The organism is Ensifer sp. Root1252 (genome assembly GCF_001425885.1).
In the GTDB taxonomy this organism is placed as follows: Bacteria; Pseudomonadota; Alphaproteobacteria; order Rhizobiales; family Rhizobiaceae; genus Ensifer; species Ensifer canadensis.
Map to the genome: position 1 here is coordinate 169,836 of NZ_LMDT01000023.1, position 16,561 is coordinate 186,396.

Genomic DNA, 16,561 nt, shown 5'->3' on the forward strand with positions numbered 1-16,561 from the left:
GCTCCGCCACCGGACCGAACGCCTAAACGGCAAGACTGCTCTTTGCCGATGGCCTGGACACGATGCGTGACGCCACCAGGCCGAAGACGACGACACCAAGGATGATCGTCGAGATGGCGTTGACCTCAGGGGTCACGCCGAACTTGATCTGCGAATAGATCTTCATCGGCAAGGTCGAGGCTCCGGGCCCGGTCGTGAAACTCGATATCACGAGATCGTCGAGCGACAGCGTGAACGACAGCAGCCAGGCCGAAACGAAGGCCGGAACCATGTTCGGCACGGCCACCTTCATGAACGCCAGGAATGGCGGGCAGCCAAGGTCTCTTGCTGCTTCCTCCAGCGACGGGTCGAGTTCGGCCAGTCGGGATTGCATCACCACTGCCGCAAAGCACATGGTGAAGGTGGCATGGGCAAGCGTGATCGTCACAGGGCCGCGATCGATGCCCAACGTCACGAACATCAACAACATCGACACGCCCATGACCACCTCCGGCATCACCATCGGCGCCACCAGCATGCCGCTGAAGATATGATGGCCGCGAAAGCGCCGAATTCTGACAGTCACGATCGCCGCAAGCGATCCGAGAACGGTCGCGAATGTTGCCGAGATCGCCGCCACGAGAAAGCTGATCTTGGCGCCCTCGACGATCGACGGATTGGTGATCGCGGCCGTGTACCACTGAGTGGAGAACCCGCCCCAGACGGTGACCAGTCGCGAGGCGTTGAAGCTGTAGGCAACCAGAACCACGATCGGCAGGTAGAGGAAGGTGAGCCCGGCGAAGATGGAAAGCCGGTTGAACCAGGAAGGCTGAGGCATAGTCGCTCCTCATTTAGAGGTTCGAGACAAACGTGTCTGAAACAGGACGATGGGTATCACCAGGATGACGAGAAGCAGCACGGTGACGGCGGAGGCCACCGGCCAGTCCCGGTTGTTGAAGAACTCTATCCAGATCGTCCTGCCGATCATCTGTGTGTCTGCACCTCCAAGCAGGTCAGGCACGACGAATTCGCCGATGACCGGGATGAAGACCAGTGCACATCCTGCGGCAACACCCCTCAAACTGAGCGGAAAGGTGACGCGCCAGAACGCTGCAATGCGCGAGCAACCGAGATCGCGTGCCGCCTCGATCAAGGTACGGTCGCTGGCACTGAGATTGGCGTAGATCGGCAGCACCATGAACGGCAGGTAGGTGTAGACGATGCCGATATAGATCGCGGTCTCGGTGTTCATGATCCGCAGCGGCTCGGAAATGATGCCGAGGTTAAGGAGCAGCGAATTCAACAGCCCGTCGTTGCGCAGAATGCTCATCCAGGCATAGACGCGGATCAGCATCGAGCTCCAGAACGGCACGATCACGAGGAAGATGAGGAAGGAGCGCGACGCCGGCGCGCAACTTGCAATGCCGTAGGCGAGCGGATAGGCGATCGCCAGCATCAGTATCGTCGAAATCGACGCCACCTTCAGGCTCGTGAGATAGGCAAGGAGATAGGTGTTTTCACCCAGCACAAAAATGAAGTTCTCGAGATTGAGCCGAATGCTGAGCAGCGATCCCTGCCAGGCAAATAGCGGCTCATAGGGTGGCATGCCGAGGCGAACGGACGAGAGGCTGATCGCCAGCACGAGCAGAAACGGCATGAGAAAGAACACGGCCAGCCAGCCATAGGGCACGAGCAGCAGTGCGCGCCGGCCGAGATCAGGTTTTGATTGCATCGTGTCGTTCCCCTAGTCGGCCAGCAGACGGGCGGCCTGCGGCATCCATGAGGCATAAACGGTGTCACCGACCGCCAGATCGTCCTCAGCGCCCAGATTGACGCGCAGCGCGTCCAGCGTTACCCCGCTCTTCAGGCGCACCCGATAGTGGCGCCCTGCCCCGGCGTAGCTGAATTGCTCGATGACGCCCTCAAGACCGCTGCCCTGTTTGTTGAGCTCGACCCTCTCCGGCCGCACCGAGACCCAGAAGCGGCCATTGGCAGAAATATGGTCACTGGCGGTGGCAAAGATCGAACCGCCGGCCTCAGCACTTTCGACCGACAGCTCGTTGCCGGAACGTTTGGAAGTGCCGCCTTCGAACACGTTCGCTTCGCCGAGGAATTTCGCGACATAGCGGGAAACCGGTGTTTCGTAGACTTCGGCAGGCGACCCGATTTGCAGCACCTTGCCCTGCCGCATGATCGCGATGCGCGACGACACGGTCATTGCCTCATGCTGGTCGTGGGTGACGATGATGAAGGTTAGCCCCAGCTCCCGCTGAAGCCTGACCAATTCGTGCTGGGTTTCGGTGCGCAGGTTCTTGTCAAGCGCACCGAGAGGTTCGTCCAGCAACAGCACCTTCGGCCGCTTGACCAGTGCCCGCGCCAACGCGACCCGTTGCCTTTGTCCTCCAGACAGCTGTTGCGGCTTGCGATCCAGCAGTGCCGTCAGTTGCAGCTTTTCGGCCACCTCGCCCACACGCTGCCGGATCTCAGCTCCTGCCAGCCGGTCCTGCTGCAGGCCGAAGGCGATATTCTTGCCCACTGACAGATGGGGAAACAGCGCGTAGGACTGGAACATCATGTTCGTTGGTCGGCGATGGGCCGAAACGTCCGTCACATCTTCCCCGTCGAGCCGGACGACCCCCGATGTCGGCGTTTCGAAACCGGCGATCATGCGCAGCAAGGTCGACTTGCCGCATCCGGATGGACCAAGAAGCGAGAAGAATTCCCCCTTCCCGATACCGATCGAGATATTGTCGACGGCGCTGAACAGACCGAAGGACTTGGAAAGATTCTCAATTGATACGTAAGATTGCAACACGGATGTCCTTCTGCTCCCGCTTTTCAGGCAAGACATTCAGTTGCCGGCCCTAAACGCGGTCCACACCCGGGTCCGCTCGCGCGCCTGGCGTGGCGGCAGCGACTTGTCGACGAAGAGCTTGGCGCGAACTTCCGCGGGCGGATAGACGTTCGGGTCCGTGCGGATCGCCTCGTCGACCAGCGGCGTGGCAGCAGCATTGGCGTTGGCGTAAAACACGTGATTGCTGATGTCGGCGACTGTCTTCGGCTCGAGAACGTAGTCGATGAAGGCCAGTGCCTGCTCTGGATCGGGCGCATCGCCGGGCACGGCCATGGTATCGAAGGAGATGATCGTGCCTTCCTTCGGGATTGAATAATTGACCGCGATGCCGTTGTTGGCTTCCTCGGCGCGCGCTGCAGCAATGCCCGCGTCACCGCTCCACATCATCGCCAGGCACAGCTGGCCGGATGCCATGTCCGCCACCAGTTGGCCGCTCTGCATGTGCCGGATGTAGGGGCGTAACGTCAGGAGCAGGTCCTTGGCTCTGTCAAGATCTTCCTGTTTTGTCGAATAAGGATCGAGCCCGAGATAGTTCAGGGCGATCGGCACCACCTCGTTTGGCGCATCGACGATGCCAATGCCGCAGTCCTGAAACTTTTTCGCCAGTTCCGGCTTGAAGAACATGTCCAGGCTGTTAGTCGGGGCGTCGCCGACCCGCTCCTCAACGAGCTTCGGATTGTAGGCAATCCCTGTCGTCAGCCACATGTACGGGACGAGGTACTGATTGCCCGGATCGTGTTCGGCAACGAGCTTCAGGAGATCCTTGTCCAGATTCTTATAGTTTTTGAGACTGGAAGCATCGATCGGCTTCAGTGCACCCGATTGGATGAGCCGCTCGCCGACGGTCGCGCTTGGAAAGGCAACATCGAAACCGCTTCCCCCTGCCAGCAAGCGTGTCTCCAGGACCTCCAGCGAATCGAAGAAATCGACACGCGCGTCCACGCCGCTACGCTTTGCGAAGTTAGAAACTGTGTCTTCGGCAAAATAGTCGGAGAAGTTATAGATAAACAGCTTCTCATCGGCCCTCGCTCCCCCCTGCCCATAGAGCAAGGCGATCGAAGCGATGGCAACCGAGTGCATCAGCGAACGGCACGAACCAGACATGTTCCCTCCCAAGGCAGAATGGCCTTCGTTTCGGGAAAAACTGCGGGGCCAGGCGCAATGGGTCAACACTCCCTTTGGCTAGGCTGGGCGGCTGTTCGATGCCGCTGCACATGATCTTCAGCTTTGAAAGCCCATGTTTCCAAGGGCTCAGCACGACTATGCCGCGCCGGATCCGGATGCTGTGTAGAGGAACGCAGGGAGTGATTTCAGCCGAAGCACAGATTGCCTGCGGCTCCGATTTGAGCGCGTTGCCGGCGACATTGCTCCAGCGGCGTCATTGGCCGAAGCAGCGAGAAAAAGGTGACGGGCAAGGGCGCCTCGTCGAGCGAACAGAGACATACGCCTGCCAGCCCGTTTCGGTGTGAATCCTGCAGGACTTGGGCCGAGAGTTACCGTCGTCCCAATTGTTCGTCGGAGCCCGCTATGCCAGGTCTGTTGCCGTTACTGACGGAAATCAGCTTCGTGACTTCTGTCAGCGTGGGCATCGACAATCCCGCTCCCTGCCGGGTCACTGCAACGGCCCCGAACGCATTTGCAAGCCGGCAGCATTCGGATCCAGGCAATCCCGACACGCGCCCGATTATATGTCCTGCCGCGAAGGCATCACCCGCCCCTGTCGTGTCGACCGTAGCGACGGAAAACCACGGCGCGCTTTCAGCCCCGGAGTTTTGGTAGAGAGACGAACCCGTGACATCATGCTTGAGCGCGATCCTTCGCACGCCCTGACGCAACAGGGACTTGATCGCCTCTTCAACAGGAATTTCGGAGCCTTCTCCCGCAAGCGGTGCAAGATCGGCCCTGCCGAGCATGATGGTATCGAGCTTCGGCAGCAGATTGCGCACATGCGGCGCGACCGACAACGCAACACCAGCAGGAATATCCAGTGTCACGGGGATCCCGTGCCGCTGCGCAAGCTCGATCGCTCTATATGCTGCGTCGGATTGTGGACTTTGCAACAAGGCGTAGCCGGAGAGATGGAACAGCGCCGCATCCTCGAACGGTGCGTCGACGATCGATGCCGGGGACAGGTGTGCGTTGGCCCCACGATAGGCAAACATCGTTCGCTCACCGCTCTTGCCGACGGTCACGATGTTCGTTTGCGTGGGCTCAGACGGGTCCCGGCCGATCCACGCCGTCGAAACACCGATGTCCTCGAGCCACGACAGCGCCTGCTCTCCCAAGGCATCTTGCCCCACGCGCCCGATCAGCCGGCAGTCGTGGCCGGCGCGTGACAGCGCGATAGCGGTATTCGTGGCTGAGCCGCCCAGCATGTGCCGCTGGGCCGTTGCGATCGCCTCTCCTCCCTCGAGCGGATACTCGGGGATATCAAGCACGAGGTCGATATTGATATCGCCAAGGAGGACGATCGCTGCCATTGCGCAAACCCTAGAGATCGAGATGCATTTGTTCTATCGCCTGATCTACGTCGGCGATGATGTCGTCAACATGCTCGATACCGACCGAGAAGCGCACCAGGCCATCGACAACGCCCATCGCCTCCCGCTCCTGGCTGGGAATATCGAGAAAGGCCATGGTCGCCGGCATCTGCGTCGTGGTGCGCAGTCCGCCGAGGCTTGCCGCGAACGAACCGAGCTTCAGCCGCTTCAAGAGCCGTACGCCCGAAGCCTCGTCTTCGACGCAGAAGGAGAGCATGGCGCCACCGCCGCGCAACTGCTCGCTCGCCGAGGCATGGTTCGGATGCGAGGGCAGCCCCGGATAGAAGACACGTTTGACCTTGGGATGCGCTTCAAGATGTTTTGCAAGGGCAAGCGCATTGGCGCACTGCTTTTCCAGGCGGAGTGCAAGCGTCTGCGCACCGCGCAACAACAGCCAGGCGTTGAACGGCGACAGCGGCGCGCCGAGCTTGTTGAGCGTATTCCAGCGGACGTCCTCCAGCCAATCCGCAGGCAGGATGTCGGACTTCAGCGTGATCACCCCGCCGACCGCGTCGTTGTGGCCGCCGATGAATTTGGTGGCGCTTTCGACCACGACGTCGACGCCGAATTCGTGAGGCCGGCAAACGGCCGGAGACGCGAAGGTGTTGTCGCAAATGACCACGATGCCGCGCGAATGGGCGAGCTCCACCAGCGCTTTGAGCGGCGGCACCTTCATGGTTGGATTGGCGATCGCCTCGACATAGAGAACTTTGGTCTCATCGGTAAACGCGTTTTCGACCGCTCGGACATCGGTGCAATCGACAAGGCTCACTTTCAGCCCGAAATCGCCAGCGCGGTGATCGAAGAATTCGTGCGTGCTCGAATAGGTGGTGAGATCGGCAACGATGTGGTCGCCCGCTTTCAGGATGCCGAACAGCGCATGCGAGATCGCGGCCATTCCGGAAGCGGTCGCCAGGCATGCCGTGCCGCCTGTTAGCTGGGCGATATGTTCCTCGAACTTGTATTCGGTCGGGTTGCCGCAGCGCGAATAGATGTTCACTTCCTTGCGCGCACCGGCGACGATCTGGTCGTAGATGTCGCCGCCATACTGGAAATTCGCCGACATGTAGATCGGATAGCTGATCGACTGGGAATGCTCTTCGGGCGTGTAGAAGACTGCCCGGCTGGCAAAATCGAGCTCTTTAGGCGACATGAAACTTCTCCTGCATTGGACCCGGACTTGAGCCGGGTCATTAACGGCTATTCCTTGACGGCACCGCCGAGCAAAGCGGCGGTGATCTGGCGTTCGAAAAAGATGAAGAGAACCAGCGGCGCGATGGCGGCGATCAGGATGGCCGCCAGCATCACCGGATAATTGGTGATGTGCTCGCCGACGAAATCCGTGAGGCCCACGGGCAACGTCTTGCGCGCCGGATTGTTGATGAAGACGACCGGAAACAGGAAATCGTTCCAGACCCAGATCATGTTGACGATCGCCGCGGTGAACATCGCCGGGCGCGCGATCGGCAGCGCGACGCGGGCGAAGATGGACCACTCGGAAGCACCATCCATGCGCGCCGCATCGAAGAGTTCGCGCGGCAGCGTGTTGAAAAAGGCCTGCATGATGAAGATCGTGACCGGTACGTTGAAGGCGGCAGTCGGCAGCACGACACCCATATGCGTATCGAGCAGTCCGGCGCCACGAAGCATCACCACCAAGGGCACGAGCGCGACATAGGCGGGGATCGCCATGGCCGCCGTCAGGCTGAGTTCGACGGCAGGCATCCAGCGTGGCCGATAGACTGCCAGCGCGTAACCGGCGAGGGTTGACACCGCCACGGTGAGAACCGTCGCGCCGGCCATGATCAGCAGCGAGTTGACAGCGTAGCCGCCAAGCGCGCCGCCGCTCCAGGCGCCGACATAGGCGTCAAGCGAGAAGCTCGTGGGCAAAGACCAGACCGAGCGCATGAACTCCTTGTTGGTCTTGAAGGTGCTGTAGATCATCCAGATGAACGGGAAGACAACCAGCAGCACATGCAGCGTCAGGAGAACGAGGACCACCGTATTGGTGACTGTCCAGCGGCGAACGGCAGCCATGGCTCAAGTTCTCCCGCCGACGCCGGCTCTTTTCAGATACCGGAAGACGAGCCACGCGCCGACCGCCGTCAGCAGCATCTGCGTGAAGCCGATGGTTGCCGCATAGCCCATCTCGAAACTGCCGAAGCCCATCTTGTAGAGGTAGGTGGAGACCACCTCGCTTGCGTGGTTCGGGCCGCCATTGGTGAGCACAAAGACGAGCGAGAAGGTCTTGAGCGAACCGATGATCGCCAGCAGGGAATTGGCGCGAACCGCGTCGCCGACCATGGGGATGGTGATCGAGAAGAACTTGGTGAAATGGCCGGCCCCATCGATCTCGGCGGCCTCGTAGACGCTTTCGGGCACACTCCTGACCGCCGCCACGAATAGCAGGACATAAAGGCCGAGATAGGTGAAGCTCATCACCACCACTACGGCTGAGAAAGCCGTGCCGGATTCGCCGAGCCAACCGCGCTTCAGGCCATCCAGCCCAAGCGCACCGAATGCCGCGTTCACCAGACCGAAATAGGGATTGTACATGAAGCGCCAGAGCAGCCCGATGCAGATCTCGCTGACCATCACCGGCACGAGATAAAAGAACAGGAATATTCGGCTGAACGCAGGCACGATGCGCACCAGGCAATAGGCGATGCAGAGCGCAAGAAACACCTGAAAGACCATGGCCGAAAGCGCGACGAGAAGGTTGCGGCCAAGCGCCCGCCAGAAGATCGGGTCGCCGGCAAGACGGACGAAATTACCCGCTCCCTGAAATACCGGCGCAGACGCTCCGTCCCAACTGAAGAGCGAGAGCCAACCGGCATAGACGACGGGATAGGCGACGAAGGCTGCAATGAGCAGGAATGCAGGCGACAGAAACAGGAGCGCCGCTCTGTTGTGGCTGTTGGCAAAGCCCTTGTTGGTACTCATCGTTCTTGGGCTCCATGGAGGGCTCGCGCGGCGAGCGGCTTGCCGCGCAAGCTGGTCATGTTGCTGGCGCCAACTACTTGTCGGTCCGCAGCGCATCCTCGAGGCGCTTGGCCGCATCGGCCGGCGGCACCGAGCCGTCAAGCACACCCTGGAGCGACGTGTAGTAGATGTTGGTCGCAGCCGGCGGCATGGCGGTGTCATAGAAGGGATCGAGGTGGCCTGCCTTCGCCATCAGCTTGCCGCTGATATCGAACAGGACAGGCCCTGCGGCTGCCTCGGTCGTTGCGTCCTTCACCGTCACCATCGTCTTTCGAAGCTCGACATACTTCGTCATGACCTGGCTCGACGTCAGGAACTTGAGCAAGGTCACGGCATCGGCCTTGTTTTCCGCCTTCTGCGAAATGCCGAAGGTGGCGGCGACGCCGGCCAGGACGTCGGACTGGTCACCAGCCCCGTCCTTGACTGTCGGGAATGCGAAATAGCCGAGTTCGAAGCCTTCGGGCGCATCGGCGGACGCGCCGATCTGCCAGGTCCCGTTCAGCATCATGGCTGCCTGGCCGTTGAGAAAGAGCATGTTGGCTTCCTGGTCGCCCATGCCGTTGAAGCCGATCGGGAAATAGCCTTTGCTCGAAAGCGCGGCGACATGTTCCAGCGCCTTGGTCGCTTCGTCGCCGAGCGCGGCCTTGGCATCCTTGTTGACGAAGGCGGAAACGACGCCGGATCCCTTGAGGCGCATCTCGAGATACTGGAACCAGAACGTCGCCGGCCAGGCATCCTTGTTGCCAAGCGCAAACGGGACAATGCCCGCGCCCTTGATCGTCTCGGCCAATGCCAGAAGCTCATCGTAGCTCGACGGCACCGTCCAGCCTTTTTCCGCAAAAAGCGCCTTGTCGTACCAGAAGACGACGGAGTCGACATCGACGGGAACGGCGTAGGCGTGACCATCCTTGCTTGTCTGCGCGAGGGCGCTTTCGAGGAAACTGTCGCCCCAGCCGTCCTTGGCAAGGTCTGCGTCGAGCGCATACATCTGCCCGCCATTGACGAAGGCATTCAGAAAGCCGCCGGGCAGCGTGTAGAATACGTCAGGCGGGTTGCCCGACGCCATGGCCGTGTTGAGCTTGGTCTTATAGGCCGACTGTTCGGCCGCAACGACATCCAGCTTGATGTCGGGATGCGCCTTGGCGAATTCGTCCAGGGCGAAATTGATGAAGTCGACCTTGTCCTGTTGGCCCGCATAGGCGTGCCAGAAGGACAGCTCACCGGCTGCGGCCGGAAGGGCGGTCAGCACCATGGCCGCACCAGCAATCAACAAACGCTTCAGTCCCATGACATCCTCCCAGAAGTCCAGCAGCGCATCTTCTCGCGTTGATGTAGTGATGCCACATCATATAAGTCGTGTCTATAGTGACACCACAACATGACTATGCTAGCCTCTTCGCCAAGGCGCACCGCCAACCCGAAAAAAGGCCCCGTCAATGGTCAATGATTTGCGAGGCAACAGCAGCATTCCGGCCAGCATCCGGCTGCGAAGTGTGTTGCCGAAATTGTCAGATTCCGAACGGCGCGTGGCGCTTTGGATGCTCGACAACAGCGACAGCGCAATCCGCCAGTCGATGTCGGCAATCGCGCAGGCGACGGATGTCAGTGATACGACCGTGCTGCGCATGTGCCGCACCGCGGGCTTTGAAGGGTTCACCGATCTCAAGCTGGCGATGGCTCAAGAGCCGCGCATCGTTCAAGCCGAGATGTCGTCCGAGCCACAGACAAGCGACCTGCAGGCCGCAAGCCGATTGTTTCGCGCAATCGGCCAGGCCCTGACCGATACGCTCGGTGTTCTCGATGAAAAGACCCTTGCCGAGGCGATCGATCTGATGGCCGGTGCCAAGCACATTTTGGTCGGCGGCGTGGGCGGGTCCGGCATCGTCGCGCAGGCATTTTATCAACGCTGTATCCGGCTGGGACTGCGATGCGATGCGCCAGTCGATTCCCAACTGCAGATCATGCATGCGGCGCTGACCGGACCGGGCGATCTCGTCGTCGCCATTTCCTATTCCGGCATTACCAGCGATCCGGTTCTCGTGCTGCAGGAAGCCAAGGCGCGCGGCGCCTCAACGCTCTGTATCACCGGCAACAGCAGCTCACCGCTGGCGCGCCTCGCCGATGTCGTGCTCGTCAGCGTCTCGCATGAGCAGGGCAGCGAGCCGATGGCAGCGCAGATCGCGCAGATGACATTGGTCGATGCGCTCTATTCCGTTTTTGCCGCACGCAATGCCGAGCGGGTTCAACTCACCGAGGAGCGCATGGTCAAGGCGATCCTCCCGAAATCAATCTAGCCAAAACACGAGCAGGGCATTGAAAACACAAATCTATACCATGCAGACAGTTGCCGAGGCCCTGGCTGCGGCGAAAGTCGGCGTCGACTATCTCGGCCTCACACCTTCGAACCGTGGCCTGCCCGGCGAGATCAGCTTCGCCACTGCGCGCGAGATCGCCGATGCCCTTAAGGGCAAGGCACAACGGGTGGCGCTGTCGGTGGAGAGTGATCTCGAGGCGATCGCCGAGATGGTGGACGCGGTGCAGCCTGATGTGCTGCATCTGTGTGGCGACATCGAGCTCGTGACCCCTGAGCACGTCAAGACGTTGCGCACGAAGCTGCTGGCAAAATACCGCGACCTGAAGATCCTCCAGGCCATACCGATGACCGGGCCGGAGGCGCTCGATCACGCAGCTCGCTTCGAGCCGTTTGCGGACATCTTCATCCTGGATTCCGTCGCTGCCCATATCGGCGGCATTGGCGCTGCCGGCGTCACCCATGACTGGTCGCTCAGCCGCGAGATCGTAAAACGCAGCAAACGGCCGGTGATCCTGGCGGGCGGCCTCAAGCCGGAGAACGTCGCAGCTGCGATCGAGGCTGTCCGGCCCTGGGCGGTGGACTCACTCACCCATACGAATCGCGCTCTTCCCGAAGGTGGCTTTCGCAAGGACATCGACAAGATTGCGACCTTCGTGGCTGCCGCGAAGCACGCCTGAAATTGACGTGCTTTCATCTCGTTCCTCCGGGATGGCCTGACGAACCCGAGCACCTCGGCCGCCAGGCAGTTCGGGAGAGACGAGACTTGTCCTACTGCATGTTTCCTTAAATCGTCTTTGATTTAAGGATAAAAACATGCAGCAATTCAAAGTGCTACAGCGACCTTTGCGCGTCTAATAAGACGGGCGGCGCTGTAGCTTTCGCCGGCGTGGTCGTCTTGCAGGTCCACCAGCGCCCGCCGATCCGCCGCTGTCACCGCGCAATAGGGTGACCGGCACCCGATTGTATTGACGAACCTTGTGGGGGAACGCCCTGGCCGGCCGCTGCAATTTCGAACGCTTGGCACGCCGCTGCAGCAAGACCATCGAAACGGACAGAATACGGCGGGTCGCGCGCATATGGGTCTGTTTCAGTGGCGTGCCGGTCTGCCGCCTGTTACTGAAGCAATGTATCGCTTAGTTGAACGAGCGGGACGACAGGACCCCATCGGCCACGAAAGGAAGCGACCATGGCGACGACACCACGAAGACCATCCAATCCAAAAGATGCCGCCGAGGCGCTGTTCAGGCCGGCGAAGAAGGTGGCAGCTCCCGCGGTCGAAAGACCTGCGATCCCGAACACCAAGGAACTCGTATCGCTGAAGATCGACAGCGATGTGCTCGCCCATTTCCAGGCGGACGGGCCCGGCTGGCAGGATCGTATCAACGATACCTTGCGCGCCGCCATGAAACCGTCAGTTTGATCGTCGGCGCTGAACGCGGCGTAATTTAGCGCGCCTTGAGCGTCATCGAACCGCAGATCTCTCACTCATCGCTGCGCGCTATTGCTGCCCCCCGGCGCCTTTGGGAAGGCATCGCCCGTCCGCGAAGGCGCTTCGGGTAGCCGGACGCCCAAATAGCGAGGGGAGCGCGACGGCGCCAACGGCATCATAGGCTAGCCTTGAATACCGGTGTCAGAAACGACTCCGCCGCTTTGCCGGGCCGGGCGCTGATCTGGCTGCGCAGCTATCCTGTCTGAACGGATCCAGACGGCAAGAAGGTCATAAAAGACGCTGAGCACAATCGGGCCCAGAAACAGGCCGATCAATCCATAGGCAAGCGTGCCGCCGAGTACCCCGACCAGGATGACGAGCATTGGTGTGGAAAGGCCACGAGCGACCAGAATGGGCTTCATAATGTTGTCGATCAACGCGATCGGAACGAGGAGAAGCGTCATGAGCAAGGCTGACTGGAACTCCATTGTCATCCATCCCCACACGATCAGGGGCAGGAAAACAGGAAACGGCCCGATTTGCACGATACACAGGATCATCACGACAAACGCGATCAACCCGGCTGCGGGCACCGCGAAGAGCTTCAGAACCAACGCGCACAATATCGTCTGAATGAAGGCCACGCCGATGACGCCTCTTGCGACGTTTCGGATCGTGGCGGTTGCAAGACGTACGAACCCTTGCCCTCGCTCTCCGGCGATCCTGTGCGCAAACACATTCAAGAACTCGGAGATCTTCAAGCCAGGGCGAAACAGAAAGCCGGTGACAATCACCGACGCAATGAAACCTACAAATCCCAACCCGATGCTGGCAAGAACGCCGATGGCCTTGCTGCCGGCTTGCAGCAGTGCCGGTTGGAACCGGTTAAGGGCGGCCGCCAGATTGTTTGAAGCAAGACTCCAGGCATTGTAGATCCGCTCTCCGATGATGGGCCAGTTCCGAACGGCCTCTGGCGGCGCCGGCATGATTGCCTCGCTACCCTTGAGCTTTTCGTACACCACTTGCGCGCCGTCGAGCGAACCGAAGATGAGAGCCGACAATGGGCCGATAATGAGGGAAAGGTTCACCAGCGTAATGAGCACGGCCGCGAGCTTTCCGCGACCACCAAGCATTTTTTCAAGCCTGCGATAAAGCGGATACTGCGCGACCGCCAGGATAGCGGCCCATATGCCGATAATGGCAAAGGGTACCACTAGCGTCAGCGACCAATAGGCAAACAGCCCAACGATACCGAACCGGACGAGGTCCGTGATCCGTGTTTCGATTGAGGCCGTCGCCACCGGAGCAGGCGCTAAACTATTGCTTTTACCAAGTCGATCGTCATCCATGACAGCGCCCCCGCCCCCTCGCAAGACGAACATATGGCAAGGCAGTTAGATCCTGCCCTGCCACCATTTCGAGCTAAGCTATTGGCGCTTCCCAGTTCAGGAAGAAGCCGATATCCCCGGGTATCCCCCCAGGGAACGTGACCACCATTGCCTTCAGCTTGTAGCCCTGAGGTTGCGCGGCAGCTTTAAATCGATCGTACAGTTCCTTGGCCTTGCCCTGCAGCGTCTCGGGCCATTGCGGATCGGCATTGTTGATTGCCCTGCCGTTGTCGGTGCAGAAATCGGAGGGAAACGTGTAGACGAGCGCCTCCATCTTTCCATCTGCAACAGCCCGCATGACCACCTTGCGGATGATTGCCCGCTCCGCTTCGCCGACGTGATCCTTGAAGAATTCATCGGCGAACTTCGCGCGTTCCTCACGCTCCCGATCCCTGATCTTGTCGTCGCGTTCCATTGCGGCGAGCTGTTTTTCGAGCAAGTTCTTGCGCAGATCGGCCGCGGTCGGAATGGCGGCGGGCTGTCCTGTATCTTTTTCCGCACTCATCGCTTTATCTCCAACAAATTGTTCGCTCATCGAGTGGTTCAGGCATCGAACGGGGAATGCAGGCGTCCCAGCACCATCGCTCCGTCGTTGCCTGCATTTCTAGTGACCGGCGGATCCCTGGATATCCGGCACCACATTACGCGGGCTCGTGTCTTCAATAAAGCCCGACGGCCGCTTCTGACGCTTACCGAGCTCGGGTTCTTCGAACTTCACGCGCTCGTAGGGTATCGATTTGAGGATGTGCGAGATGCAGTTGATGCGCGCGCGCTTTTTATTGTCCGAGGGAACAATCCACCAAGGCGCGAGTTGGCTATCCGTCATCCGGATCATCTCGTCATAGGCACGCGTATAATCCCACCAGCGGCGATAGGATTCCAGATCCATTGGGCTCAGTTTCCATTGCCTCAACGGGTCATCGATACGGCGGCGGAAGCGACGCTCTTGCTCATCCTCGCTCACTGTCAGGAAATACTTCAGCAAAGTGACGCCATTCTCAACGATCGCCGCTTCAAACCGCGGCAGCGCCTCGAGAAAGTGTCGCGCCTTCTTTTCCGTACAGAACCCCATGACGCGCTCGACCCCCGGCCTGTTGTACCAGCTGCGGTCAAAGATCACGACTTCCCCGGCGGCAGGCAGATGAGCAATGTAGCGCTGCATGTACATCTGGGACTTCTCCCGGTCCGTGGGTGCAGGCAGGGCGACCACACGGAAGACCCGCGGGCTCACCCACTGGGTTATGCGCTTGATGACGCCCCCCTTTCCGGCGGCATCACGTCCCTCGAAGATGATGACGATACGTGCTCCTGACTTTTGCACCCAGGCCTGCAGATACGACAACTCGACCTGCAACTTTACGAGGCGCTTTTCGTAACGACGCGCCTCTTTCTTCGTTTTTTTTTCACTTTGTGCCTCAATGGGCCTATCGGTTATGTCGTCCATTTCTTTGTCCTCACGTTTCTCCACCCTTCGATTTATTGCCTTGTCGAAAGCACGTCGTTTGCCCGGCTGGACAGGCGCACACGAAGGGATCAGTTCGCGCGTCAATGGAACGCGTCCTGCCCGAAAGCCTTCTTGGCGACCGAATAAGACTTGCTGCGCTCGCCCTTGCCTGTGCGGGTTTCCTCAACGACACGAGTTGAGGGTTCCGCACCCGGTCCGGGGCATCGAATTCGGGGCTTGATTGGATACGGGTAAGCTGTGTTTCTAATTCAGCGTCGGTCGGCGTTGTCGCGCAAGCCGCCTCCGAGCCGCCTTCAATGCCAAAATCCATGTTCTTCCCCCCAAAGTCTTAAGGAGGGCGCACGAGCCAACACCGCCCGATGCTCGCTGCGTGTTTGCGCTCGTGCCGCACAACGTCAGGCTACATTATTATCTATGCATATGCGAATGTTTTGTCCGGACCATAATGCCTATCATTAACGATCCACGTCGCTCCAAGCTGGAACACTTTGGCGGCGCCTTGACCGGAAGTTACTACCGTGTCGGACATGCTGATGCGGAAGGCTCGGCGCCCTTGTTGAGGCCGGCTTAAGTCCAAAGCCAGGAGGCCCTGTCTCTTTCGTAATCGACGAGGACAGCTTGCACCTGTTCGATGAAGCAAGCGGGATGTCGCTGTTGAATTCGTGACGAAGGAGGAGCGTCAGCCTTGGTATCGAAACGGCCTGCCCGGCGCCAACCACTTTGAAGCCGAGCGCGCCGCGTCGCTAGGTCGGCATATGCGGCGCGATCAACGTCAAAGTGGGGAAATAGGTCCGATAGCGGCCGACATCACGCGTCAGTAACGGCAAGCCGCTGACGGCCGCATGCGCACCAATGAAGAAATCGGGGAGCACTCCGGTCCTTGTGCCGCCTGCCTTGCGATATCGCGTAAAGACCTTGCTTGCCAGAAAGAGAGCCTCGCGAGGCACTGCCGTCAGTTCCAAGCCTGCCTGGTCAACCAATGTTTCGACATCTTCGATCCGATCGTAGCGGACGGCCAGTTCGGCATAGACAATGTCGTTGATCCACAGTTTCCCGCGAAGGCTTGCGTTTTCGAGCTGGGTTATGGACCAGTCAACCCATGTCGGATCGTCGGTTACAACGTCGAGAAGAACATTCGTGTCTACCAGTATCACGGTTCGCCACGCGTCAGGGCCATGATAGCGTCAGTATCCAGCCCCTTGCCGGCGTGTCCTCGCAGCTTCGAAAAGCGGCTGGGTTGCTGCTTTTTAGCCGCATGTACCAGCACGATGCTTCCATCCGGGGCGCGCTGGAAATCAACCTTGCTTCCAGGCACGATACCCAGGAGGTCGCGCACTGGCTTCGGGATCGTAACCTGCCCCTTGGCTGTAACTGTCGTGGTCATTGTCGGTACCGTTGTAAGGAATGGTTTCATCAAGGTATTACTTCGCAGCCCGGCTTTCAAGAGGAGCGGCCGCACAGCGTCTGGTTGCGACACGCCCCTCAGGCTAAAGGTCGGCCGACGCGATAGGACACGATCTCAGCTAGGTGAGGCGCGTGGGTTATCCAGACGCCGAGACGGTGGCGTGTATGCGCGTTCAGGTCGAGACGCATTCCGGTGCGCAGCAGCA

At 59.8% G+C, this 16,561-nt stretch carries 17 protein-coding genes; 3 read left to right on the forward strand and 14 right to left on the reverse strand.

Annotated features, from left to right (window positions below):
* Nucleotides 1-22 precede the first annotated feature (22 nt).
* The 9 genes from ASD02_RS22000 to ASD02_RS22040 form a co-directional block, all read right to left on the reverse strand.
* Complete coding sequence (locus ASD02_RS22000; RefSeq protein WP_057220018.1) at nt 23-817, reverse strand: ABC transporter permease; 795 nt, start codon at nt 815-817, stop codon at nt 23-25.
* A 9-nt stretch (nt 818-826) separates the two neighbouring features.
* Nucleotides 827-1,711 (reverse strand): ABC transporter permease subunit, encoded by an 885-nt coding sequence (locus ASD02_RS38410; RefSeq protein WP_041692911.1) that lies wholly within the window; start codon nt 1,709-1,711, stop codon nt 827-829.
* Between the two features lie 12 nt (nt 1,712-1,723).
* Nucleotides 1,724-2,794, reverse strand: coding sequence for an ABC transporter ATP-binding protein (locus ASD02_RS38415; RefSeq protein ID WP_244494260.1), 1,071 nt, complete (start codon nt 2,792-2,794; stop codon nt 1,724-1,726).
* A gap of 36 nt (nt 2,795-2,830) precedes the next feature.
* The gene (locus tag ASD02_RS22015; RefSeq protein WP_025430134.1) at nt 2,831-3,937 is read right to left on the reverse strand and encodes a polyamine ABC transporter substrate-binding protein; all 1,107 of its coding nucleotides are present in this window, start codon (nt 3,935-3,937) and stop codon (nt 2,831-2,833) included.
* Between the two features lie 389 nt (nt 3,938-4,326).
* Nucleotides 4,327-5,313, reverse strand: a complete 987-nt coding sequence (locus ASD02_RS22020; protein ID WP_025430135.1) for a carbohydrate kinase family protein — start codon at nt 5,311-5,313, stop codon at nt 4,327-4,329.
* A 10-nt stretch (nt 5,314-5,323) separates the two neighbouring features.
* Nucleotides 5,324-6,526 carry an aminotransferase class I/II-fold pyridoxal phosphate-dependent enzyme gene (locus ASD02_RS22025; protein ID WP_025430136.1) on the reverse strand — a complete coding sequence of 401 codons (1,203 nt, stop codon included), beginning with the start codon at nt 6,524-6,526 and terminating at the stop codon, nt 5,324-5,326.
* Between the two features lie 47 nt (nt 6,527-6,573).
* Entirely contained in the window at nt 6,574-7,410 is an 837-nt protein-coding gene (locus ASD02_RS22030) for a carbohydrate ABC transporter permease (RefSeq protein WP_025430137.1), read from the reverse strand.
* Between the two features lie 3 nt (nt 7,411-7,413).
* Nucleotides 7,414-8,316: a sugar ABC transporter permease gene (locus tag ASD02_RS22035; RefSeq protein WP_025430138.1), complete on the reverse strand. Its 903-nt coding sequence runs from the start codon at nt 8,314-8,316 to the stop codon at nt 7,414-7,416.
* 73 nt (nt 8,317-8,389) lie between these two features.
* The gene (locus ASD02_RS22040; RefSeq protein ID WP_113567368.1) at nt 8,390-9,643 is read right to left on the reverse strand and encodes an extracellular solute-binding protein; all 1,254 of its coding nucleotides are present in this window, start codon (nt 9,641-9,643) and stop codon (nt 8,390-8,392) included.
* Between the two features lie 148 nt (nt 9,644-9,791).
* Between ASD02_RS22040 and ASD02_RS22045 the strand changes: the two genes are divergently transcribed.
* From ASD02_RS22045 to ASD02_RS22055, 3 genes are all read left to right on the forward strand, one after another.
* On the forward strand, nt 9,792-10,649 hold the full coding sequence (locus tag ASD02_RS22045) for a MurR/RpiR family transcriptional regulator (protein WP_081789031.1): 858 nt from the start codon (nt 9,792-9,794) through the stop codon (nt 10,647-10,649).
* A 19-nt stretch (nt 10,650-10,668) separates the two neighbouring features.
* A complete protein-coding gene (locus ASD02_RS22050) occupies nt 10,669-11,346 on the forward strand; it encodes a phosphoribosylanthranilate isomerase (protein ID WP_025430140.1) in 678 nt (225 codons plus the stop codon).
* Nucleotides 11,347-11,855: 509 nt separating this feature from the next.
* On the forward strand, nt 11,856-12,089 hold the full coding sequence (locus ASD02_RS22055) for a BrnA antitoxin family protein (protein WP_025430141.1): 234 nt from the start codon (nt 11,856-11,858) through the stop codon (nt 12,087-12,089).
* A 191-nt stretch (nt 12,090-12,280) separates the two neighbouring features.
* Here the strand turns inward: ASD02_RS22055 and ASD02_RS22060 are convergent, their stop codons facing one another.
* The 5 genes from ASD02_RS22060 to ASD02_RS22080 form a co-directional block, all read right to left on the reverse strand.
* Nucleotides 12,281-13,447, reverse strand: a complete 1,167-nt coding sequence (locus ASD02_RS22060; RefSeq protein WP_025430142.1) for an AI-2E family transporter — start codon at nt 13,445-13,447, stop codon at nt 12,281-12,283.
* A gap of 73 nt (nt 13,448-13,520) precedes the next feature.
* Nucleotides 13,521-13,991: a hypothetical protein gene (locus ASD02_RS22065; protein WP_025430143.1), complete on the reverse strand. Its 471-nt coding sequence runs from the start codon at nt 13,989-13,991 to the stop codon at nt 13,521-13,523.
* 99 nt (nt 13,992-14,090) lie between these two features.
* Complete coding sequence (ppk2, locus tag ASD02_RS22070; RefSeq protein WP_041692912.1) at nt 14,091-14,930, reverse strand: polyphosphate kinase 2; 840 nt, start codon at nt 14,928-14,930, stop codon at nt 14,091-14,093.
* Nucleotides 14,931-15,694: 764 nt separating this feature from the next.
* Nucleotides 15,695-16,105, reverse strand: coding sequence for a type II toxin-antitoxin system VapC family toxin (locus ASD02_RS22075; RefSeq protein WP_025430145.1), 411 nt, complete (start codon nt 16,103-16,105; stop codon nt 15,695-15,697).
* Complete coding sequence (locus ASD02_RS22080; RefSeq protein WP_025430146.1) at nt 16,102-16,335, reverse strand: AbrB/MazE/SpoVT family DNA-binding domain-containing protein; 234 nt, start codon at nt 16,333-16,335, stop codon at nt 16,102-16,104. The genes ASD02_RS22075 and ASD02_RS22080 overlap by 4 nt, the downstream gene beginning before the upstream one ends.
* Nucleotides 16,336-16,561 lie beyond the last annotated feature (226 nt).

Coding starts and splice junctions, on each gene's coding strand:
- ASD02_RS22000 (WP_057220018.1), bottom strand. CDS start 817: ATGCCTCAGCCTTCCTGGTTCAACCGGCTTTCCATCTTCGCCGGGCTC.
- ASD02_RS22045 (WP_081789031.1), top strand. CDS start 9,792: ATGGTCAATGATTTGCGAGGCAACAGCAGCATTCCGGCCAGCATCCGG.
- ASD02_RS38410 (WP_041692911.1), bottom strand. CDS start 1,711: ATGCAATCAAAACCTGATCTCGGCCGGCGCGCACTGCTGCTCGTGCCC.
- ASD02_RS22035 (WP_025430138.1), bottom strand. CDS start 8,316: ATGAGTACCAACAAGGGCTTTGCCAACAGCCACAACAGAGCGGCGCTC.
- ASD02_RS22080 (WP_025430146.1), bottom strand. CDS start 16,335: ATGACCACGACAGTTACAGCCAAGGGGCAGGTTACGATCCCGAAGCCA.
- ASD02_RS22015 (WP_025430134.1), bottom strand. CDS start 3,937: ATGTCTGGTTCGTGCCGTTCGCTGATGCACTCGGTTGCCATCGCTTCG.
- ASD02_RS22055 (WP_025430141.1), top strand. CDS start 11,856: ATGGCGACGACACCACGAAGACCATCCAATCCAAAAGATGCCGCCGAG.
- ASD02_RS22065 (WP_025430143.1), bottom strand. CDS start 13,991: ATGAGTGCGGAAAAAGATACAGGACAGCCCGCCGCCATTCCGACCGCG.
- ASD02_RS22060 (WP_025430142.1), bottom strand. CDS start 13,447: ATGGATGACGATCGACTTGGTAAAAGCAATAGTTTAGCGCCTGCTCCG.
- ASD02_RS22030 (WP_025430137.1), bottom strand. CDS start 7,410: ATGGCTGCCGTTCGCCGCTGGACAGTCACCAATACGGTGGTCCTCGTT.
- ASD02_RS22025 (WP_025430136.1), bottom strand. CDS start 6,526: ATGTCGCCTAAAGAGCTCGATTTTGCCAGCCGGGCAGTCTTCTACACG.
- ASD02_RS22020 (WP_025430135.1), bottom strand. CDS start 5,313: ATGGCAGCGATCGTCCTCCTTGGCGATATCAATATCGACCTCGTGCTT.
- ppk2 (WP_041692912.1), bottom strand. CDS start 14,930: ATGGACGACATAACCGATAGGCCCATTGAGGCACAAAGTGAAAAAAAA.
- ASD02_RS22040 (WP_113567368.1), bottom strand. CDS start 9,643: ATGGGACTGAAGCGTTTGTTGATTGCTGGTGCGGCCATGGTGCTGACC.